This window comes from Corynebacterium sp. AOP40-9SA-29, from assembly GCF_052377405.1.
Classification (GTDB): Bacteria; Actinomycetota; Actinomycetes; order Mycobacteriales; family Mycobacteriaceae; genus Corynebacterium.
On sequence record NZ_JBQSWR010000001.1, the window covers coordinates 675153 to 696039 of the forward strand.

Genomic DNA, 20887 nt, shown 5'->3' on the forward strand with positions numbered 1-20887 from the left:
GTGAAGAATCAGCAGAACCGCATCCTCGGGCTCGACATCGCCCGCGCCGTCGCCGTCGTCGGCATGAGCGTCGACCACTTCGGCCCCGCCTCCTGGGCCGCGTGGTTCGTCGGGTGGCCGTCCATCCTCTTCGCCTTCCTCTCCGGCATGTCCATGGCGCTGATGACCTCCCACGGCCTGGCATCCGGCGCGCCTGCCTCGCAGGTACGCCGACGCATCGCGATCCGCGGGGCGATCCTGCTGGTCATCGGCGTGCTACTGGCGTCCACCGGGCCCGACATGATCGTCGTGCTCGCCACGCTCGGGGCGTCCTTCCTGATCTGCACCGCACTGGTGACGCTGCGCGGCACCACCCTGCTCGCCCTCGGCGCCGGCGGCGCCATCGTCCTGCCGCAACTGTCGTACTGGCTTCGGGACGTCCTGCCCGCCGCAGGCGGCAGCGGCGGGGACGGCGGCGAGATCGAACTCGCCGTGGTCCCCCGCCTCGACCACCTCACCTCGCTGGACGGCATCGCCACCGCGCTACGCGCGCTACTGCTGGACGGCATGTACCCGGTGATCACCTGGCTACCCGTCATCGTGCTCGGCATGGGCGTGATGACCATGGGTGTGGACGGGATGCGGCGCGTGGTGTGGCTGGTCACCGGGCTCGTCGCCGCGCTCGGCTCGGCCGCGTTCACCTGGGTGATGGTCGCCCGTTTCGACGTGCAACCCCTGATCGTGGACCTCATGGGGGTGGACCTGCACGAACTCGCCGAGGCGTCCGACATCTCCGTGTTCGCCGCCTGGCGGATCTACGGCATGTCCATGGGCACCACCTCCTCCCCCGGTGAACTGCTGGTCGCCGGCGCGCACTCCGGCTCCACGCCGGACCTGCTGCTGAACACGGGCATCAGTCTGGTGGTCGTGACCCTGTGCCTGTGGCTCGGCGACCTGGCTGGACGGTGGCTGTTCCCCCTCGTCGCCCTGGGCTCCTGCGCCTTCACCGTGTACGTGGGCCAGGCGCTGGTGTCCGCCGGAATCAACCACTGGCTGCCGGACGTGGCGGACGAACCGGGCGTGTCCCTGGTGCCGCTGGCCTGCTACCTCGGCGTCTCGCTCGTATTCTGCGCGGTGTGGAAGCGCTTCTTCCGCCGCGGGCCGCTGGAACAGGCTATGTATAGCGCGTCGACCTGGGAACGGAGTTCCGTCCGATAGGATCCAGGACATGCAGCAGGAGTTCAGATGACCATCGCGCCCGCGCTCGTCATCGGCGTCATCATCTTCGGGGCCATACTTCTGGCGGTCGGGATGGTCGGCCTCATTCGCGACGGCAGACGCCTCGCGACACCGGTCTACGCGACCATGGGCCTCGGCCTGCTCGCCATCGGGGTGGGCATGCTATTCGCCAACCAGGGACACCCGGGGCCACTGATCGTCGTCGGCATCTCGACGATTGCGCTGTTCATCCTGGGCAACGTGGTCGGTTATCCGCTGCTGACGCTCTTTCTGCTGTACTCCGGCGCCACCGTGCTGCGGAAGGAGAGCCGCTCCCTGGGCAATGCACTGGCGCTGCTCGCCGGGCTCGCACTGCTGTTCCTCCCGACGACGCTGGGGATCCTCGCCCCGCCAGAAACCCCTCGCACCGACCCCGCCTATATGTTCCGCTACGCCACACACCTGTCGGTGCTCCTCGTCGTGTTCTACTTCGGCTTCGTCTTCGCCGCCTTCATCGCCGCCTCGTGGCTCTACCGGAGACGACGCATCCGTACCGCCCCGGAGGCCATCATCGTGCTCGGGTCCGGCCTCATCGACGGCAACGTCCCGCCGCTGCTAGCCGCCAGGCTGGACCGTGGACTGTCCGTCCAGCAGCAGTTCCACGGCGAGCCAGTGCTCATCCCCAGCGGCGGGCAGGGTGCGGACGAACCACGGCCCGAGGGCGAAGCGATGCGCGACTACTTGCTTGCGCAGGGTGCCAACCCCGCCGCAGTGACCGCGGAGACCGAGTCCCGCACCACCGAGGAGAACCTGCGCTTCTCCCGGAAAATGCTCTCCGACCCGTCCTCACCAGTGGTCGTCGCCACCAGCAGCTACCACGTATTCCGCGCCGCGCTCCTCACGAGGACGCTGGGGATGCGCGCGCACGTCGTCGGCGCGCCCACCGCCTGGTACTACTTCCCCAGCGCGGTGCTGCGCGAGTTCGTCGGGGTGATCCGCGACCGTCTCCGGTTCACCGTCCTCAGCATCGCCGTCCTTATTGTCTTCGCCATCGCTTTCACTCTGGTCATCGTGCCGGCGACGGCGCTCGGGATGGGTTAGGGGTTCCCACGCTCCTCCCCGCGTCCCTCCCCGCGCCCCGTGCCAGATTCGGCCTTTTCGTGCCAATGATCGGCCGAATCCGGCACGTGGCGCGGGCATCGCCCGGCACACACGAGGAGCGCCCGTCGGCCCTGATGCCGCCGTGGCCGCGCGTGGGCGGCGTGTAGTCTCGACCAGACAAAGTTTCCTTAAGGAACACGTCGCCCAACTCCAAAACGGAAGGACGGTCCCCGATGAGAACGTCGACGACCACCACCGGCCTGATCGCACTCGGCACCATCGCCGCCCTGAGCGCCTGCGGCGGCGAGGGGGACGCCGCTACGTCGACGGACGCTTCTGCGCCCGCGGCAGCATCGGCATCAGCGTCCGCATCAGCGTCCGCCGCCGCGCAACCTCCGGGCACACCGTCCACCGAGGACCCCGAACGCTTCGCCGTCGACGACGGCGGATACCTATTCACCCTTCCCGACGGAGGAGTCTGCTCCGTCGACGGTGAACTCAACGACCAGGTTGGCTCCAACTTCGCCTGCTTGCTCATCCTCGATGAGCCAATGGAGACCGAAGACGGGAACCCAACCACCGGTGTCGAGTACCAAGACAACCTATTCGCCCCGAGTTCCGCGCTGGCTGATCCGGACATCCAGGAGTTGTTCACCACCGCCGCCGAAGGCGCGGAGCCCCTCGGCCCTCAGTCCGAGCTCGCTGTCGGCGACTACGAAGTGAGGGTGGAGACCAACGACGAATACGGCTTCGCCAGCGCGAATGGTGGTGACATCTTCATGGCCGCCCGCCACGTCACCCGCTTCTGGTCGCCCCTACCGGACTGGGTCCCGGAGCCGAACTTCCCGCCGATCGACTGAGTTCCCTGACCTCGCCGGACCCAACCTCGTCAGACACGGCGACCAGGTGCCCGTCACCCAGGTCCCGCAGTTCCGCGCGCGGAGCGTCCTGCCCCGCCGTCGTGCCGCGCTCCGGGTCGCGCTCCGGGTCTCGTCCGAGCAGGTCGGCGACAACGTGTCGGCGACGATCCCGCGGGTCCGGCACGGGCACCGCCGCGATCAGCGCGCGAGTGTAGGGGTGCCGGGCGTCGGTGAAGATCTGGCCACGGGTCCCGGACTCCACCACCCGACCGCGTTCCATGACCACCACACGGTCACACAGGTGCCACACCACACCGAGGTCGTGCGAGATGAACAGGAAGGCCGTCTCCCGCTGTTCACGCAGGTCACTGAATAGGTTGATGATCTGCGCCTGAACCGAGACGTCCAGGGCGGAGACGGGTTCGTCGGCGACGACCAGTTCCGGACCCAACGCCATGGCGCGTGCGATCACGACGCGTTGCCGCTGGCCACCGGAGAATTCGTGCGGGTAGCGCCGGGCGGCGTCGGCCGGCATGCCGCAGATGTCCAACACCTCCGCCACCAGGGCATCCACGGTGGATCTGGTGGCCAGGTGGTGCTGCAGCAGCGGTTCGCCGACGGCGTCACCGACGGTCATCCGGGGGTTCAGCGCACCATAGGGATCCTGGAAGATGTACTGCATCCTCGGCCTGGTGCGCTGCAGCTGCCGCCGCGACAACGTCGCCAGGTCCCGACCGTCGAACAGGACACGTCCCGCCGTCGGCGTGGTCATCCGCAGGACGGCCTGGCCGAGCGTCGTCTTGCCGCTGCCCGACTCACCCACCAGCCCCACGGTCTCGCCGCGCCGGACGACGAGGTCGACGCCGTCCACCGCACGCGTCGCGCCGAAGTGCTTTACCAGCCCGTCCACCTGCAGCAACGGTACGTCCTGCGCAGCGTCCTGCGCGCTCACGCGACGTCCTCCCGCGTCCGTCCGCCGTCCCCGGCGGCGAAGCGCCGGACGTCCTCCGGGATGGTCGGGAGCCGTCGGACGGTCCGGCCGATGACCGGGGACGTCGCAAGCAACGCCCGGGTATAGGGGTGCGCCGGGGCGTCGAACAGGGTGAGGACGTCCGCCTGCTCCATCACCCGTCCGCCGTACATCACCGTTACCGTGTCGGCGATCCGGGCGACCACGCCCAGGTCATGGGTGATGAACAGGATCGCCAGACCGAGTTCATCGCGCAGGTCGAGGAGCAGGTCCAGGATCTGCGCCTGGGTCGTCACGTCCAGTGCGGTGGACGGTTCGTCGGCGATCAGCAGCTTCGGGCCCGCACACAAGGCCATCGCGATCATCACCCGCTGCAGCATGCCGCCGGATAATTCGTGCGGGTAGCGGTGCATCAACGCCTCCGGTTCCCGCAGTCCGACGCGGTCGAGCCAGGCCACCGCGTCCCGGTGCGCCTGCCGCCGGGAGACGTCCCGGTGGATGCGCAATGACTCGGTGACCTGGTCCCCGACGGTCAGGACGGGGTTCAGGGCGCTGCCCGGTTCCTGGAAGATGACGCCGATACCGCTGCCCCGCAGGCGTTGCAGCCCCGACCTGTCCAAGGTGAGGACGTCCGTGCCGTCGAACCTCACGTCGCCGCCGACGATCCGTCCTGGCTCGTCGACGAGCCGGAGCAACGACATCGCCGTCACACTCTTGCCCGACCCGGACTCCCCGACCACACCGCGGATCTCGCCACGCCGGACGGTGAAGCCAACGCCGTCGACCGCGGTCCTGACCCCTCCGTCCGGCAGCGCGAACACGGTGGTCAGATCCTCCACCACGAGCAGGGGTTCCTCCCTGTGGCGATCCACAAACTCCATGACCTTCTCTCCTTACAACTTCGGGTCCAGGGCGTCGCGGAGACGGTCCCCCAGGACGTTGATCGAGGCGACGGTGACCAGCACCGCCACACCGGGCGGAACCCACAGCCACCAGTGGTTGCGGAAGTCGACGAGGTTGTTCGCGGAGTTGATCATGTTCCCCCACGAGGCGTGCGGCTCCATCACTCCAAGCCCGAGGAAACTCAGCGAGGACTCGCTGATGATCGACGACGCCGTACCCAGGGTCGCCACGACGATCAGCACCGGCAGGACGTTCGGCAGCAGGTGACGGAGGATCTTCGACCTCAGACCCAGGCCGAGCACGTCGGTGGCACGCATGAACATCTGCTCCCGGAGGGTCAGCACCTGGCCTCGGATGAGCCGTGCCAGGGCCGGCCAACCGATCAGACTCAACATCAGCATCACCAGGTAGAGGCGGGATTCCGGGGCGACCTTGAACTCGGAGAGGATCGCCGCCAGCACGATGAGCAAGGGCAGCCCGGGGATGGACATGAGCAGGTCCACGACCCTCATCACCACCGCGTCGACCCACCCACCGAAGTAGCCGGCGACCAGGCCGAGGAACGTCCCGAGCACCAGGGACAAGGCCATCGAGACCAGTCCCACCGTCAGCGAGATCCGCCCGGCCAGCATCAGCCGTGTCAGGACGTCTCGCCCGTACTTGTCCGTCCCCAGCCAGTGGTCCGTCGCCGGCGGGTGGTTGGCGATACGCAGGTTGATCTCGTCACCGATGTACGGCGAGGCCAGCGGTCCGATGAAACTGACGAGCACCATCAGGAGCAGCACGAGGGCGCTGATGACGGCCACCCGGTTGCCCCGGAGGCTGAGGATCGCCTCGCGCCACAGGCTGTGGCGATGCCGCGGTGATCCTGCCTGCGCCTCGGTGAGCGTGGCGGTCATGAAGTCACCACCGCGCTCCGCCGGACGGCCCGGCGCGCAGGACGGCGCGGGTCGCGCCGCGCGTGCTCCACGAGGCGGATCCGCGGGTCGGCGGCGGCGTAGAGGAGGTCGGCGACGAGGTTGGCCAGGATCGTCAGGGCCGCCAACAGGACGGTGACGGTCATCAGCACCGAGTAGTCGCGGACCTGGACGGCCTCCAGCTGCATGCGTCCGATGCCCGGCCAGTTCATGACCTGCTCGATGATGATCGCCCCGGAGAACAGCCCTGGAAGCTCGAAGGCCAGCAGGGTGATCGCCGGCAGCAGCGCATTGCGCAGACCATGACGCATCACCACCACCTTCTCCCCGAGCCCCTTGGCCCGTGCGGTCCTGATGTAGTCCGCCCGCAGGACCTCCAGCATCCCCGTCCTGAAGTACCTGGTCAGCGAACCTGCGGACAGGAAGGTGAGGATCAACACCGGAAGCACCATGTGGTGGGCGACCTCGATCACCGCGGCCAGGCCCGTGGCATTGCTGCCGGTGTCGTACATGCCGCCGGTGGGAAGCAGGCCGAGGTCCAGGGACAGGACCTTGATCAGGACCAGACCGAGGAAGAAGGCGGGGATGGAGAGCGAGGCGAAGAGCATCGCGGTGACGAACTTGTCGAACCAGGAGTACTGACGGGTCGCCGCGAGTACACCGGCGACCACCGCGATCGTCCAGGTCAGCACCATCGACACCGCCGCCACCAGGAAAGAGTTCCGCAGGAACGGGGCGATGGTTTCCGTCACTGGCTGGTTGTACTGCAGGGAGTAGCCGAAGTCGCCGCGCACGGCGTTGCCTAGCCAGATCCAGTACCGCTCCACGACCCCTTTGTCGAGGCCATAGCGGGCGCGGAGCTCGGCGATGCGCTCAGGGGTCAGGGTGCGGTTGGACGAGAAGTAGTCTCCCGGCATCACCGCGAAGAGGAAGAAGACCAGGGCGCTGATCGCGAGGATCATCACCAGGGCGACCGCCACTCGTTTCGCTGTGTAGCTTGTGTAGCCGAGATAGCTCCTGTGGTTCATCGTTCACCGCCGTGGCCGGTCCGTGGGGTGGGAGGCACCGCGCTCAGTCCTCCTTCGGGGTGAGCTTCGCCAGGGCGATGGAGGAGTCCCCCGCCCCGGTCCGGAAGTCGCCGGTGCCGTTGATGTGGCTGTTCCAGGCGGTGATCGACCGGCGGTAGTCCACCAGGATCGTCGGCGGGTCCTGACTGAGCTCCTTGTAGAGCTCGGAGTAGATCTTCTGCCGTTCGTCCTCGTCGAGGGTGGACTGCCCCTCCTTGACCAGTTCACGGACGCGGGCGTTGTCGTAGCCGGTGACATTCACCTTCGGGTCGTCCGTCCCGAACTCCGAGACCGCATCGTCGGGGTCGGACAGGGAGTCGGTGCGAAAGGAGACCGCCTCGTAGTCGAGGTCGTTGAAGCGGGCGAACGCGGTGTTCGAGTCGAGGACCTCCGGGGTGAAGTCGATGCCGATGTCGCGGTAGTTCTCGGTGGCGATCGGGATCACCGGGTCGTCCGGATCGGTGGTGATGTAGTTCAGGCTCAGGCGCTCGCCGTCCTTCTCACGCACGCCGTCGGCCCCCTCGGTCCACCCGGCCTCGTCGAGGAGTTCGCCGGCCCGTCCAGGATCGAAGTCATAGGTGGTCACACCTTCGTCGTCGAAGGACCACTGGGTGGGGGCGGCGTAGATGTCGGCCACACCTCCCTCCCCCTTGTACTTGGCCTGGACGATCTGGTCACGGTCGAGCCCGTGGTGCAGGGCCTGACGTACCCGGGTGTCGGCGAACTTGGGGTTGCGGTTGTTGATCCAGATCTGCCCGATGTCGCCCACGGTCCGCGAGCTGGTGTCGGCGAACTGGAGGTCCTGCAGGGCCTGGAGGGTTTCGGGTCCGGTGCCGAATCCGCTGTGGTCGATGTCGCCGTTCTCGAAGGCCGCGAGCCGGTTGTCGGAGTCGATGATCTTGAAGATCACGTGTTCCACGGCGGGCTCGCCGCCGTAGTAGTGCTCATTGGCCAGGTACCTGACCTCCTGGCCGACCACATGCCGGTCGAGTGTAAAAGGCCCGGCGCCGACCGGCTCCGCGTAGAGGTCGCGGAGGTAGTCGAGTTGGCCTTTCCGGTAGTCCTTGCCGTAGTAGTGCTCCGGGAGGACGGCGCCGCCCAGCGTCGACAGCGCCAGGGGGCTGACCGTCTCGGTCTCGATCTCCACCGTCTGGTCGTCGAGCACCCGGATGCCGCTGATCTCGTCGGCGTCGCCGTTCTTGTAGTCGTCACCGCCGACGATGCCGAATTTGCTGAAGTCGATGCCGCCGTCGAAGGCGGGGTCGTTGAAGAGGGTGAGGGTGAACTTCACGTCATCCGCGGTCAGCGGCGTGCCGTCGCTGAACGTCAGGCCGTCGCGCAGGTGGAAGGTGTAGGTCAGGTCGTCGTCGGACACGTCCCAGGACTCGGCGAGGTCGGGGACGTAGGAACCATCCTCCTGTTGTGCGACGAGTCCGGCAAAGATCGGGGCGACGGCGTTGCCGTCCCAGCCGTTGTCGTAGAAGCCGGGGAGGAAGACCCCGCCGGGCTTGTTGATGGTGGTGACGAACGTGTCAGGACGCTTCGTCACCGCAGCGGGCACGGCCGTGGGGTCCTCCGCCTCGTGGTGCTCGTCGGCGGCGGTGAGTACGTCCTCCCCGCCGGCGTCGTTGAGCGTATCCTCGGTGCTGGAGCAGGAGGTCACCGCCAGGGAGACGGCGACGAGGACTGCGGCCAACGCCCGTCCCCTCCTGAAGTTCCTGCCGGTGGGGGCAGCTAGCCCGCGTGCGGGAGTCATGGTCGGTGGGTCCTCTCGGTCTACGTCAGTGGTGCTGGAAGGCACCTGAATCAAAGTAGACCGCTCAGTCTGGAAGACTGGAAGGTTCCGCTCCGAGTGAACCGAAGGCCCCGGGGGACTGGCACCGCCGGACGTGCGGCAGTAGTGCGCGAGCCCCCGGGTCACAGCACACGGCACAACACCTACAGTTCTAGGCGCTCCCCCGCCCACCGTCGGCGCAGCCACCGGTCGTGCGAGGCGACCACGACCGCACCCGGGTAGGTGGGAATCGCCTCCTCCAACGCGGTGACCAGGGACAACGACAGATGGTTGTCGGGCTCGTCGAGCAGCAGCACGTCCGGCGGGTCGGCGAGCAACACCGCCAGGGACACGCGTCGTTGCTGGCCGAGGCTCAGCTCAACCAACGGCCGCGACTCGTCGCGCGGGTGGATCAGCCCGAACGTCGACAGCGGCACGGCGTCCGCAAGTTCGTCACCGACGGCGTCGCGGTAGGCGCGCTCCACCGTGCGACCCGGGCCTCGTCCCACCGGGTCCGGCAGGACGACCTCCTGGGTCAGGTGCCCGACGGTCACCCCGGTCGCCGTCACCGCACCCGCCGAGGGGGCCAACGTGCCCGCCAGCACCTCCAGCAGGGTCGATTTGCCCGAGCCGTTCGGCCCGGTGACCAGGAGTTTTTCGTCACCGTTCACGGTGACGCTGGTGCGCGGCAGCCGCCCGGCGACCTCGACGCCGGCGGCGACGAGCACCGGCCCGGTGCGTCCTACGGTGTCGTCGCGTCCTGCGGCGGTGAGTCCGGCGAACGTCAGCTCGGCCGGCGGCTTGCGGACCTGCGACTCCTCGAGTTTCTCGAGCCGCGAGCGCGAGTCGTTCACCCGGCGCGACACGACCTTCGCGTTGCGGTCGCCGTAGAACTTCTTCGTGATCTTGTTCTCCACCTGGATGTCACGGTTGGTGTGCCCGAACTGGTGGTTGTCGCGCACCCCGGCACGCAGGCGTTTCAGCTCCGCCTGTTCGTCGCGGTACTGCCGCTCCCAGCGCTGCCGGACGTCCCGACGCGCGGCGAGGTAGTCGGTGTAGTTGCCGGTGTAGCGGGTCACGCCGCCCTGCGCGCCGACCTGCGTCGGCGCGGGGTCCAGGTCCACCACGCAGGACGCCGCGCGGTCGAGGAACGCGCGGTCGTGGCTGGCGAACAACACCGGCCCCTTCCACGCGTTCAGCACGCTGACCAGGTACTCCGTCGCCGTGTCGTCGAGGTGGTTGGTGGGCTCGTCGAGCAGCAGCACGTCCGGGCGATTGAGCAGTAGCCACGCCAACGACAAGCGCGTCCGCTGGCCGCCGGACAACTCCCCGGTAGGACGCTCCGGCGGCACCGCGGCGAGGCCGAGGCCCGCGAGCGTCGCGGACATGCGCGCATCGGTGCCCCACACGTCGAGACGCTCGGCGCGGTCCAGCGCCTCGGCGTAGGCCTCGGCATCGTAGGGGTCGGCGGCGCGCTCCAGGTCGGATGCTGCGCGCCGCTCTGCGGCGACGGCGGACTCCAACGCGCCGGCGACGGTCTCGTCGTCGGCGAACGGCGCCTGCTGGTGAAGCAGGCCGACCCGCGACGAGCCGACGTCCACCGCACCGGCGGTGGTTGCCGCCTCCGGCAGCGAACCGTGGACGGCGTGCAGCAGGGTGGATTTGCCCGAGCCGTTCTCGCCGATCAGGCCGGCGCGCTGACCAGGCGGGACGACGAAGGAGACATCGGTGAGGATCCGGGTCCCGGCGATCTGGACGGAGAGACCGTCGATCTGCAGCGGGGACTGTGACGCGGAGCCGGGCGTGGGAACGGACATGGAGCCGGGCGTGGGAACGGTAGACATGGGGGAACTCCCTGAGTGGAGATAATGAGATGTCCCGCCGGGCGGTCGGCCGCCTCGGGCGCAGGACGATTCAGGGGTTCTACTTCCGCATGGGATCGAGCATAGCGTCACATGCCGGGAAGGTCCACCGTGGGCAACGAATCGATCTCGATACCTGCGATGAGAGCGGTTACCTGGGTGAAGAGGACTGGGTTGTCGCGGAGTTGTTCTGCGAGCCGGTCTCCGAGAACGCGACTATGCTCGCGTCCACCAGGATCTGATTGACGCTCCTGCGCGGTGGAGGCGGTGGCATCATCTCCTGCATCCTCCGGAGGGTAGTTGTACCCTCCAGGTCGAAGAGACTCCCCACTCCGGTCAGCAGCTCCTGCCGCACCTTTCTGAGGCTCCGTCGGTTCATGGTCCATACCTTACCCTGCCCTGCGGTCTTGCCGGAGAATGTTTCATTCCTCGCCAAGCTAGACTCCTCGAATCCGGCAGCCCGGGCCGACATAGGCGTTTCCCCTGGAGCCTGGGGATAAAACTGCCCCTGTGCGCTGATGTCCAGTCACACCGCCAAGTTCAAGGACACCGTGGACGGATCGACGTCCGCCACAGTGGCGATGTAGCTCCTGGCTTCAGGCTCCACGTCCGCGAAACGGCGCGCCTGCGCGAGCCCCTCGATGTTGCCGTTGACACCGTCAAGCCCGGGGATCCGAATCATCCACCACTTGTCGTCACGGGTCACCGTGACCTCATACTCCTGGATCATGATGCTCCTTCGCGCGCAGGTCCGATTGCATCTTGATCATAAGCCGATCTACCTGCGGTTATCTAGTCAAGGGCACTAGACAAAACAGCGCCTCACCCCTCGAGGATCCCCTTGATGTTCTGGAGGGTCTCGGTGATGCCGTAGGTGGCGGCGTCCTTCCGGTCAGCCTCCTGCGCGGCGGCGTCGTCGCCGAACTTCTGCCGGAAGTACTGCTCGCCGTCGGCGGTGAAGGCGGTGTACTCGGTGAGCACCGTGGCGTCCTCCCGCCGGTTCACCGGCTCCATGCGGAACCCCCACCGCGTGCCGCTGGAAGTCACCCTCCAAGAGAACTCCTGACCCGGACGTGCGGAGACAACCTCGGAGACCGTCGACCACTCGCGTTCCGCGGTGCGGTTGTGTCCGGTGAACGTCGCGCCATCGCCCCGGGCCTCGGAGTCCCACTGTGCGCGGTGGCACTGGGCGCTCCACTCCCCCGTGCGCGTGATGTCGCTGACGAGGTCGAAGACCTCCGCGGGGGTCGCGTGGATGGTGACGGAGTCGCTGATCTCGTAGGCCATGAGATTCAGCGTAGTCGGACGCGCGGCGAGCCCGGCCAGACCCCGCGCCGCGTGCCGGATCCGGTCTCGTCGCGGCGCGGGACGACCGGATCCGGCACGTGGCGCGGGGTTGCCACGGATGGCACCGCCCCGCCTCCCCTACCTCCCCAACGCACCCACCCCGCCACCGCTACCGTGGAGTCATGAGGACGACGATGCCGCTGACTCGGGGCTGCGTGATCTGACCATGCACTTCAAGATGATGAACGAGTACACCGTCGACTGGCCGTTCTGGAATGTCTCGGCCACGACAAGTGAGCACCCCTACCTCTGCGCGGAGGAGGATCCGCCTCTCCCGTACCTGCCGGACGAACTGTCGCAGGAGATCCGCCGGTGGGCACGCCAGTTCAACGAGCATTTCAGCTGGGAGACCGGCTGGCCCTCCAGGGACATGGCCCGCTCCCACGAGGAGCAGGGACGACGCCTTCACGAACACGTCGTCGCCGCCTTGCCCGACGACACCGTCGACTTCCACTACTGGGAAACCGACGACACGGACGAGTGACCCCCGCCGCCCCTACCTGCGCTCCTACCTGCCCACCTACACCGCGCCGCCGGCGGCGAACTGGCTGCGGTAGAGCTCCGCGTAGGAACCGTCGGCGGCCAGGAGTTCGTCGTGCGACCCCTGCTCCACGATCGTGCCGTCGACCATTACGAGGATGCGGTCGGCGTCGCGGATGGTGGACAGACGGTGGGCGATCACGAAGGACGTCCGCCGGGCGCGGATGGCGTTCATCGCCTTCTGCACCAGCACCTCGGTACGGGTGTCCACCGATGAGGTGGCCTCGTCCAGGATCAGGATCTCCGGTTCCGCGAGGAAGGCGCGCGCGATGGTGATCAACTGGCGCTCACCTGCAGAGACCGACCCGCCGTCCTGGTCGATGACGGTGTCGTAGCCGTCCGGCAGGGCGTGGACGAAGCGATCGACGTAGGCGGCCTTCGCCGCGTCCTTAACTTCCTCGTCGGTGGCATCGAGCCGGCCGTAACGGATGTTCTCCAGGATGGTGCCGTCGAACAGGACGGCGTCCTGCAGGACCATGCCGGTGCGCGAGCGCAGCTCGGCGCGCCCCATGGCACGCGAGTCGACACCGTCGACGTAGATCGCACCGCCGGTGACCTCGTAGAACCGCATGATCAGGTTCACCATCGTGGTCTTGCCGGCACCGGTGGGCCCAACGATCGCCACGGTCTGCCCGGGTTCCACGTCCAGGTTCAGGTGCTCGATCAGCGGGGTGGACGGCGAGTACCCGAAGGAGACGTCGCGGAACTCCACGCGGCCACGCACGGACTGCGGCGAGGCCGTGGCGGACGGGTCGGCGTCCTGCTCCTCGGCGTCGAGCAGCTCGAAGACGCGCTCGGCGGAGGCGACGCCGGACTGCACCATCGTCATCATGCCGGCGAGCTCGCCGAGAGGCTGATTGAACTCGCGGGAGTACTGGATGAACGCCGTCGCCGCACCCAGGCTCATCTGTCCGTTCGCCACGCGCAGGCCACCGAATACGGCGATGACCACGTAGCTGAGGTAGTTGAGGAACTGCATCAGCGGCATCATCATGCCGGACAGGAACTGCGCCTTCGCGCTGGCCTGGTAGAGCTCCTCGTTGCGCTCGTCGTAGGTCACCGACATCTCGTCCTGCCGGCCGTAGGCCACGACCAGTTCGTGGCCGGTGAAGGCCTCCTCGACATGCCCGTTGACCTTGCCGGTGCCGGCCCACTGCGCGCCGTACTGTTTCTGCGCGCGGGTGCCGACGATGCCGACGACGATGGCGGTCAGTGGCAGGGCCAGCAGCGCGACGATCGCGAGCTGCCAGGACACCCGGAACATCATCACGGTCACGCCGATGATCATCATGCCGGAGTAGGCGAACTGGCTCAGCGCCTGCTGGAGGGCCTGCTGGACGTTGTCCACGTCGTTGGTGGTGCGCGAGAGCAGGTCGCCCTTCTGCCGCGAGTCGTAGAAGCTCAGCGGCAGGCGGTGGACCTTGCGCTCCACGTCGGTGCGCAGCTCCACGATCACCGCGACGACGATCTTGTTGAGGATGAATCCCTGCGCCCAGTTGAACACGGAGGCGACCACGTACATGCCCAGCACGATGCCGATGAGCCGGCCTAGTTCACTGAAGTCGATGCCGGCACCGGGCTCGCCGTTCCAGGTGGCGAGCACGCCGTCGTAGATCACGTCGACGGCGTCGCCGAGGACCTTCGGCGCGTAGACGGTCAGCACCACGCACACCACGAGCAGGACGAAGACCCACGTCAGCGCGATCTTGCGGGGCGCCATCAGCGCCACCATGCGCAGCGCCGAGGGCCAGAAGGCCTTCGCCGACCGCGGCGCGGACTCCGCGCCCCGGTCGGTAACTTCTGTGTCACTCATCGCTGTGCCTCCATCTGCGACTCGACGATCTCGCGGTAGGTGTCGCTGGACGCCAGCAGGTCGTCGTGCGTCCCGCGGGCGACGATGCGCCCCTTGTCCAGCACCAGGATCTGGTCGGCGTCACGCACCGTGGACACGCGTTGTGCGACGGTGACCACCGCCGCGTCCCTGGTCCCGGGGTGCAGTGCGGCGCGCAGCGCGGCATCGGTGCGCACGTCCAGGGCGGAGAAGGAGTCGTCGAAGACGTACACCTTCGGCCCGGCGACGAGCGCGCGGGCGATGCACAGGCGCTGGCGCTGGCCGCCGGAGACGTCCGTGCCGCCCTGCGCCACCGGGGACGCCAGGCCTCCTGCGGCCTCGCCGTCACCCTCACCCTTGCCGCGATTGCGCACGAAACCGTCGGCCTGCGCGACGCGCAGCGCGTCCCACAGTTCGTCGTCGGTGGCGTCGGTGCGTCCGAAACGCAGGTTGGACGCCACCGTCCCGGAGAACAGGAACGCCTTCTGCGGCACCAGGCCGACGGCGCGGGCGAGGTCCTTACGCGGCATCGCCGCGACGGGCACCCCGTCGATGAGCACCTCGCCGGACGTCGGCGCGAACAGGCGCGGGATGAGGTTGACCAGCGTGGACTTGCCGGAGCCGGTCGCCCCGATCACCGCGGTGGTCTGCCCGGGGCGCACCGTGAAGCTCACGTCGGTGAGCACCGGCTTGTCCGCGCCCGGGTAGGTGAAGGACACGTCGCGGAACTCCAGCTCGCCGCGCACCTGCGTCGGCGACACGGTCTCCACCGACGGATCGGCCTCCGGCTCGGTGATGGACGGCTCGTGACCGAGGACGTCCTGGATGCGTCCGGCGCACACGATCGCGCGCGGCAGCATCATCGCCATGAACGAACCCATCATCACCGCCACGAGGATCTGCAGCAGGTACTGCATGAACGCGGTCAGCGAGCCGACTTCGATCGCCCCGTCGGCCACGCGGTGGCCGCCGAACCACAGCACCGCCGCCGTCGCGCCGTGCAGCACGACCATGATCACCGGGCCCATCAGGACGAATACGCGTCCCACGCGCTCGGACACCCAGGCGACGGCCTGGTTGGCGTCCTCGAAACGCTTGGTCTCGAACTTCTCACGGACGAAGGCGCGGATCACCCGGATGCCGGTGATCTGCTCACGCATCACGCCGTTGATGGTGTCGATGCGGTCCTGCATCGAGCCGAACAGCGGCACCAGACGGGCGACCATCGTGCCCACGACCACCAACAGCACGGCGACGGAGACCCACACCAGCCACGACAGGCCGGCGTCCTCGCGCAGCGCCATGACGATGCCGCCGATGCACATGATCGGCATCGTGACCATGAAGCTCAGGAACATCACGAAGACCATCTGCACCTGCTGCACGTCGTTCGTGCCGCGGGTGATCAGCGTGGGCACCCCGAAAGTGCCCATGTCCTGGGCGCTGAAGCGGTCCACGCTGCGGTAGACGTCGCGCCGGACGTCGCGTCCCACGGACATCGCCAAACGCGCGGCGCACCACGTCGCCGCGACGGCGGTGATGACCTGCACAAACGCGACGGCGACCATGATGCCGCCGGTGGACCAGATGTAGCCGATGTCGCCACGGGACACGCCCTGGTCGATGATGTCGGCGTTGAGACGGGGGAGATAGAGCGTCGCAAAGGTGGAGACGATCTGAAGAAGGAGGACTGCCACCAACAGCCCCGGGTACTGACGGGCGTACCTACCCACGAGGCGAAGAAGTTGCACCCCGGCAGTATAGGCGATTATATGCCTGACCTGCCAGGAAGCATGCCCTCAACAGGTGCCGAGCACCGCCGCGGAGGACGACAGGCCCAGGCGCGTGGCGCCGGCGGCGACCATCGCCTCGGCGGCGTCGCGGGTGCGGATCCCGCCGGACGCTTTGATGCCGAGGCGTCCCCCGACGGCCCCGTGCATCAGTTCCACGGCGTGCACGCTCGCCCCGCCCGCCGGGTGGAAGCCGGTGGACGTCTTCACGAAGTCGGCCCCGGCGTCCTCCGCGCAGCGGCAGGCGGTCAGGATCTTCCCATCGGTCAGGGCGGCGGACTCGATGATGACCTTCAGCACGCCCGGTGCGGGCACCGCGGCGCGCACCACGGCAATCTCGTGGGCGAGTTCCTCGTCGCGACCTTCCTTGAGCAGGGCGAGGTTGATGACCATGTCGACCTCGTCGGCGCCGTCGGCGACCGCGCGTGCCGCCTCGGTGGCCTTGACCTCGGCCTTCACCGCACCGGACGGGAAGCCGACCACCGTGGCCACGCGCACGCCGTCCGGCGTGGCGACCGGCAGCTGGGACGGCGAGACGCAGATCGCGTACGTGCCCAGCTCCCCCGCCTCCTGGGCCAGGGCGGCGACATCGGCGGACGTGGCCTCCGGCTTGAGCAGGGTGTGGTCGATCAGACGGGCGAGGTCGGTGCGCTGCATGTCCCGAAGCCTACCGCGCGGGTGTGGGGCGACCGTGCACCCCTAATCTCACAAGGATCGGCCGAATCACCGAAACCTTGTTAGATTAGAGGGGTGCTAATCTAACAATCCGCAGGTCGCGAGGAAGGCTGGGATGAACTCCACAGGCATTGAACGTCGTCAGGAACTCGAGAAGCAGGTGCGACTGGTTCTCGACACCGCCACGGGCGGACGCATCACCCTGACTGACAAGACCAAGTCGGTCGGTCTGAAGGAGGAGGCCGGCAGGAGGAACGGGCCGGACATCGAGCCCGGCCGTCCCGAGAACCCCACGGCCGCAACTGCACTCGCCGACGAGGTTGCGTGCATGTCGAACTCTCCGGGCGGCGGGGCGCTCATCGTCGGTTTCGAGAACTGCACCGGACGGATCATCGGGACCGAGCTCGGGGTCGACTGGCTCCGTAGCCGGATCTGGAGTGGCGTCGGCATCGCACCGGACATCGTCGAGGAACACCTCGAAGGACTACGAATCCTCGTCGTCTACGCGGCGGAGGCCCGTGAACCCGTCGAGGACACCGGAGGTCGCATCAGGTGGCGCGTCGGTGACCACTGTCGTCCCATCGACCGGGCCCAGTGGTGGGAGCACCGTGACCGGGCATCGTCCACGGACCCCATGGCCCAGTCCTCCGGACTCACCATGGACGATGTCCGTTCGCCCTCCGTGGACCTGGCCCGTCAGTGGCGACGAGAGACCGACCGAACCGAAGGTCACGTGGCCGGTACCGACGAGGAACTGCTGCGGGCCCTGGGAGCACTCCGCTCCGACGGCAACCTCACCCAGGCCGGCGCGCTGCTGTTCACCTCCGCCAATCGGACGGTCCTGGAGTTCACGGAGTTCGATGTTCCCGGCGGCACCGTGTCGAACACCTCCCGTCCCCGCCCAGACACGTCGGTTCTTGAACAGCTCAGCAGTCTTGAGACCGTCCTCTCCAGCGTCAACACCCGCCTCACACTGGAGCGGGGCCTCCACCATGAGCAGCTACGGCGCATCCCCGAACGCGCGGTCCGCGAGTCACTGCTCAACGGCCTCATCCACCGGGACTGGAATCGCTCGGAGCCGACGGACGTCCGCTGGTCGGACCTGGACAGCTCCCTGACGGTGCGCAGCCCCGGCGGGTTCCCCGGGGAGGTCACACCCGAGAACATCCTCAGCAACCGGGAGGCCCGCTACCCCGCACTTGCCGACCTGTTCCGAGCTCTCGGCCTGGTGGACAAGCAGGGCGTGGGGGTCGACCGGATGTACCGGGACATGATCGTGGTGGGGCACCGCCCGCCGGACATCACCGAGGAACCGGGGCAGTACGTGCAGTGCACGCTGACTGGTGGCAGCCCCGTGTACCCGGTCCTGGACTGCGTCCGGGCGATCCTGCCTGAACAGAGGCAGCAGGACTTCCGGATCGCGGTGATCCTGTACCAGCTCCTGCACCGGGCGTTCATCACGCGCCGGTCCACCGCCGCCGCACTGCAGTCCACGCAGGAGTCAGCTGCGGTGGCGCTCGAGGCAGCGCGGCAGACGACAGTGCGTTCTGAGCCGCTCATCCTCCGGCACAAGGATGCCTGGATCCTCGGCGCCGCCGCCCGCGAGCAACTCACCGACGCCTACGATCCCCACAGCGCCTTCCCCATCGTCCCCTACTTGTCCACGGACGCGACGAACCAGGCGCAGGCGGCGCAGGACTGGGTTGATGAGTTCGGTTCGGTGACGACAGGGGATCTGCACGTGCTCACGGGCACCGCCCGCGGCACCGTCAAGCGCACGCTCGACGGCCTCGTCGACGAAGGCGAACTGGTGAACGTCGGGGCGGGACGGTCGAGCAGATACGAGCACCCCTAATCTCACAAGGATCCGCCGAATCACCGAAACCTTGTTAGATTAGAGGGGTGCTAATCTAACAATCCGCAGGTCGCGACCAATCTCGCCCACCGGCGACAGCGCATGCACCCCGGGGCATCGGGAGAATTCCCCACATTCTTTGGGACACCCAAGATCCGCGGTCTAGCGTGATGAGGTCATCACCGGCCTCCCAGGAAAGTCCCCCACGCGCGCAATGTCCAGCAGACCCCTCCCGTCCATCGTGCTCACCGCCCCCGGCGGCGCACCTCCGGCACCCGCGCGACCCCAGACCCCCACCGCACCAATCACCACACCAACCACCCCACCCCTCAAACCAGGCCGCATCCGCCGCGTCACCGGTCTGGACGGCCTGCGGGGCGTGGCGGTGCTCGCGGTGGTGGTCTACCACTTCTTCGGCGACGTGCTGCCCGGCGGTTTCCTCGGCGTGGACGTCTTCTTCGTGCTCTCCGGCTTCCTCATCACCTCGTTGCTCGTCCGCGAGATCGGCGCGACCGGGCGGATCAACCTGCGGGAGTTCTGGCGCCGTCGTGCCCGACGCATCCTCCCCGCCGCCGTCACCGTCCTGCTGATCTGCACCGCGGTGGCGGGGATCATTGGCGGCGATGTGGCCGTGGGGCTCGTCCCGCAGTTCCTCGGCTCCCTGTTCTCGGTGAATAACTGGGTGCAGATCGCCGAGTCGAACAGCTATTTCGCGGACACCACGCCGCAGATTTTCATGCACTACTGGTCGTTGGCGATCGAGGAGCAGTTCTACGTGCTGTGGCCGTTGCTGCTGCTGGGCTGCCTCGCCGTCGCCCGCCGCCTGCGGCGAAATCGGGTAGGACGCACCGGGCGCCCGTTCCGGGTCGCCGCAGTGGTCGCCACGGCGCTGGGTGTCGCCTCGCTGGTGGCGATGGTGGTGCTGCACGACCCGGACGCCGACCCGTCGCGCGTGTACTTCGGCACGGACACGCACGCCTTCGGCATGCTCGCCGGCGTGGTCCTGGCCCTGCTGGCGACCTCGCCGGACGCTGCGGCGACCGATTCCTGGCCGGCGTTTTCCCCCACCGGTTCGCGTCGTTCCGCCGCGCTGGCGTGGGTGGGTAGTTCACTCGCGCTGGTGGGCTTGGCGGCGATGTTCCTGCTGCTACCGGACACCGCCGCGCTGACCTATCGGGGCGGGTTGTTCGTGGCGTCGTTGCTGACGGTGGCGCTGATCGCCGTGGCGTTGCGCCGGGCGGGCCCGGTGGCCGCACTGATGCGGTGGCGGCCGTTGCGCTGGTTCGGCGAGCGTTCCTTCAGCCTGTATTTGTGGCATTGGCCGGTGGTCGTCTTCGCCACCGAGCTGATGCCGGAGGCATCAATACCGCTGGTCGGCGCGGTATCCGTGGTCGTGAGTCTCGCGCTGACCGAGGCGTCCTACCGGCGGGTGGAGACGCCGCTGCGCCGGCACGGCTATCGCGGGACGCTGCGGGCGCTGGCATCGCTGCGCAGCCGCACGCTGCTGCCGGTAGGCGCCGCCGCGCTGGCGGCGATGATGTTCGCCGGTGTGGCGCTGGGTCAGAGCCCGGCGAAGTCGGAGCTGGAGATCGAACTCGCCGAGATCGCAGAGAGCACCAACACCGCCAATACGCAGGACGCCGCACCCGCGCAGGACGCACCGACGCGGGAGCCGGGGCTGCCGTCCGGCCGGGAGATCACCGGTATCGGTGACTCGGTGATGCTGGCATCCGCTCCCGCACTGCAGTCGCGCTTCCCCGGTATGACGGTGGACGCCGAGACGTCCCGGCACTACTCCGGCGGCGAGGGCCCGATCGCGGCGATGGCGTCGGCGGGCACGCTCGGAAAGTACGTGGTGCTCGGTTTCGGCACCAACGGGCAGGCCTTCGACGGCCAGCTCGACCGCATCGTAGAGACCATCGGACCTGGTCACAAGATCATTATGGTGGTGCCCTATGGCTACGTGGAGGGCATCGCCCCGGCCGCGCAGCAGGCGATCGACTACGCCGCCGCGACGCCGCAGGTGTACCTGGCACCGTGGTGCCAGCAGGCGCTCGCCCACCCCGAGGGGCTGCTCGGCGATGGCGTCCACCCCAACGACGCCGGCCGGTCCTACTACACCGATGCGGTGGAGGACGGCTTGCGCCAGGCCGTGGACGGACGCAAGGATCCGTCCGTCAGCTGCAGTATGTGAGTGA

Annotated in this window: 17 protein-coding genes; 6 read left to right on the plus strand and 11 right to left on the minus strand. The window is 68.0% G+C overall.

The window, feature by feature from the left end:
• From ACT3SZ_RS03180 to ACT3SZ_RS03190, 3 genes are all read left to right on the plus strand, one after another.
• A complete protein-coding gene (locus ACT3SZ_RS03180; RefSeq protein WP_444616624.1) occupies positions 1-1197 on the plus strand; it encodes a DUF418 domain-containing protein in 1197 nt (398 codons plus the stop codon).
• A 27-nt stretch (positions 1198-1224) separates the two neighbouring features.
• The gene (locus ACT3SZ_RS03185; RefSeq protein WP_444616625.1) at positions 1225-2298 is read left to right on the plus strand and encodes a YdcF family protein; all 1074 of its coding nucleotides are present in this window, start codon (positions 1225-1227) and stop codon (positions 2296-2298) included.
• Positions 2299-2531: 233 nt separating this feature from the next.
• Positions 2532-3158, plus strand: coding sequence for a hypothetical protein (locus ACT3SZ_RS03190; RefSeq protein WP_444616626.1), 627 nt, complete (start codon positions 2532-2534; stop codon positions 3156-3158).
• Here the strand turns inward: ACT3SZ_RS03190 and ACT3SZ_RS03195 are convergent.
• From ACT3SZ_RS03195 to ACT3SZ_RS03230, 8 genes are all read right to left on the minus strand, one after another.
• Positions 3094-4110 (minus strand): ATP-binding cassette domain-containing protein, encoded by a 1017-nt coding sequence (locus ACT3SZ_RS03195; protein ID WP_444616628.1) that lies wholly within the window; start codon positions 4108-4110, stop codon positions 3094-3096. The two genes, ACT3SZ_RS03190 and ACT3SZ_RS03195, sit on opposite strands and share 65 nt — an antisense overlap.
• Positions 4107-5009 (minus strand): ABC transporter ATP-binding protein, encoded by a 903-nt coding sequence (locus ACT3SZ_RS03200; protein WP_444616629.1) that lies wholly within the window; start codon positions 5007-5009, stop codon positions 4107-4109. Before ACT3SZ_RS03200 ends, ACT3SZ_RS03195 begins: the two co-directional genes overlap by 4 nt.
• Positions 5010-5021: 12 nt before the next feature.
• A complete protein-coding gene (locus tag ACT3SZ_RS03205) occupies positions 5022-5930 on the minus strand; it encodes an ABC transporter permease (RefSeq protein ID WP_444616631.1) in 909 nt (302 codons plus the stop codon).
• Positions 5927-6976 (minus strand): ABC transporter permease, encoded by a 1050-nt coding sequence (locus tag ACT3SZ_RS03210; RefSeq protein WP_444616633.1) that lies wholly within the window; start codon positions 6974-6976, stop codon positions 5927-5929. The genes ACT3SZ_RS03205 and ACT3SZ_RS03210 overlap by 4 nt, the downstream gene beginning before the upstream one ends.
• A 43-nt stretch (positions 6977-7019) precedes the next feature.
• A complete protein-coding gene (locus tag ACT3SZ_RS03215; protein WP_444616635.1) occupies positions 7020-8771 on the minus strand; it encodes an ABC transporter substrate-binding protein in 1752 nt (583 codons plus the stop codon).
• A gap of 182 nt (positions 8772-8953) precedes the next feature.
• Positions 8954-10633, minus strand: coding sequence for an ABC-F family ATP-binding cassette domain-containing protein (locus ACT3SZ_RS03220; RefSeq protein ID WP_444616636.1), 1680 nt, complete (start codon positions 10631-10633; stop codon positions 8954-8956).
• Positions 10634-11177: 544 nt separating this feature from the next.
• Positions 11178-11381, minus strand: coding sequence for a hypothetical protein (locus ACT3SZ_RS03225; protein WP_444616638.1), 204 nt, complete (start codon positions 11379-11381; stop codon positions 11178-11180).
• A 92-nt stretch (positions 11382-11473) separates the two neighbouring features.
• Positions 11474-11938 (minus strand): SRPBCC family protein, encoded by a 465-nt coding sequence (locus tag ACT3SZ_RS03230; protein ID WP_444616640.1) that lies wholly within the window; start codon positions 11936-11938, stop codon positions 11474-11476.
• 118 nt (positions 11939-12056) lie between these two features.
• On the opposite strand from ACT3SZ_RS03230, the gene ACT3SZ_RS03235 reads away from it, so the two are divergent.
• Positions 12057-12482, plus strand: a complete 426-nt coding sequence (locus ACT3SZ_RS03235) for a hypothetical protein (RefSeq protein WP_444616642.1) — start codon at positions 12057-12059, stop codon at positions 12480-12482.
• Between the two features lie 36 nt (positions 12483-12518).
• Here the strand turns inward: ACT3SZ_RS03235 and ACT3SZ_RS03240 are convergent, their stop codons facing one another.
• From ACT3SZ_RS03240 to deoC, 3 genes are read right to left on the minus strand one after another with little or no spacing between them, the layout of a single operon-like run.
• Complete coding sequence (locus ACT3SZ_RS03240; protein ID WP_444616643.1) at positions 12519-14351, minus strand: ABC transporter ATP-binding protein; 1833 nt, start codon at positions 14349-14351, stop codon at positions 12519-12521.
• Entirely contained in the window at positions 14348-16120 is a 1773-nt protein-coding gene (locus ACT3SZ_RS03245) for an ABC transporter ATP-binding protein (RefSeq protein ID WP_444616645.1), read from the minus strand. Before ACT3SZ_RS03245 ends, ACT3SZ_RS03240 begins: the two co-directional genes overlap by 4 nt.
• A gap of 48 nt (positions 16121-16168) precedes the next feature.
• Positions 16169-16816 carry a deoxyribose-phosphate aldolase gene (gene deoC / locus ACT3SZ_RS03250; RefSeq protein ID WP_444616646.1) on the minus strand — a complete coding sequence of 216 codons (648 nt, stop codon included), beginning with the start codon at positions 16814-16816 and terminating at the stop codon, positions 16169-16171.
• A gap of 133 nt (positions 16817-16949) precedes the next feature.
• Between deoC and ACT3SZ_RS03255 the strand changes: the two genes are divergently transcribed.
• Together ACT3SZ_RS03255 and ACT3SZ_RS03260 are read left to right on the plus strand one after the other, a co-directional pair.
• A complete protein-coding gene (locus ACT3SZ_RS03255; RefSeq protein WP_444616648.1) occupies positions 16950-18689 on the plus strand; it encodes a DUF5635 domain-containing protein in 1740 nt (579 codons plus the stop codon).
• 214 nt (positions 18690-18903) lie between these two features.
• Positions 18904-20883 (plus strand): acyltransferase family protein, encoded by a 1980-nt coding sequence (locus tag ACT3SZ_RS03260; RefSeq protein ID WP_444616649.1) that lies wholly within the window; start codon positions 18904-18906, stop codon positions 20881-20883.
• Positions 20884-20887: the final 4 nt, after the last annotated feature.

What these genes read in the sequence shown, in the direction of transcription:
- ACT3SZ_RS03255 (WP_444616648.1), top strand. Translation starts at nt 16,950, where the DNA reads ATGAACTCCACAGGCATTGAACGTCGTCAGGAACTCGAGAAGCAGGTG.
- deoC (WP_444616646.1), bottom strand. Translation starts at nt 16,816, where the DNA reads ATGCAGCGCACCGACCTCGCCCGTCTGATCGACCACACCCTGCTCAAG.
- ACT3SZ_RS03240 (WP_444616643.1), bottom strand. Translation starts at nt 14,351, where the DNA reads ATGAGTGACACAGAAGTTACCGACCGGGGCGCGGAGTCCGCGCCGCGG.
- ACT3SZ_RS03185 (WP_444616625.1), top strand. Translation starts at nt 1,225, where the DNA reads ATGACCATCGCGCCCGCGCTCGTCATCGGCGTCATCATCTTCGGGGCC.
- ACT3SZ_RS03200 (WP_444616629.1), bottom strand. Translation starts at nt 5,009, where the DNA reads ATGGAGTTTGTGGATCGCCACAGGGAGGAACCCCTGCTCGTGGTGGAG.
- ACT3SZ_RS03205 (WP_444616631.1), bottom strand. Translation starts at nt 5,930, where the DNA reads ATGACCGCCACGCTCACCGAGGCGCAGGCAGGATCACCGCGGCATCGC.
- ACT3SZ_RS03260 (WP_444616649.1), top strand. Translation starts at nt 18,904, where the DNA reads ATGTCCAGCAGACCCCTCCCGTCCATCGTGCTCACCGCCCCCGGCGGC.
- ACT3SZ_RS03230 (WP_444616640.1), bottom strand. Translation starts at nt 11,938, where the DNA reads ATGGCCTACGAGATCAGCGACTCCGTCACCATCCACGCGACCCCCGCG.
- ACT3SZ_RS03210 (WP_444616633.1), bottom strand. Translation starts at nt 6,976, where the DNA reads ATGAACCACAGGAGCTATCTCGGCTACACAAGCTACACAGCGAAACGA.
- ACT3SZ_RS03190 (WP_444616626.1), top strand. Translation starts at nt 2,532, where the DNA reads ATGAGAACGTCGACGACCACCACCGGCCTGATCGCACTCGGCACCATC.
- ACT3SZ_RS03220 (WP_444616636.1), bottom strand. Translation starts at nt 10,633, where the DNA reads ATGTCTACCGTTCCCACGCCCGGCTCCATGTCCGTTCCCACGCCCGGC.
- ACT3SZ_RS03225 (WP_444616638.1), bottom strand. Translation starts at nt 11,381, where the DNA reads ATGATCCAGGAGTATGAGGTCACGGTGACCCGTGACGACAAGTGGTGG.
- ACT3SZ_RS03235 (WP_444616642.1), top strand. Translation starts at nt 12,057, where the DNA reads ATGGCACCGCCCCGCCTCCCCTACCTCCCCAACGCACCCACCCCGCCA.
- ACT3SZ_RS03215 (WP_444616635.1), bottom strand. Translation starts at nt 8,771, where the DNA reads ATGACTCCCGCACGCGGGCTAGCTGCCCCCACCGGCAGGAACTTCAGG.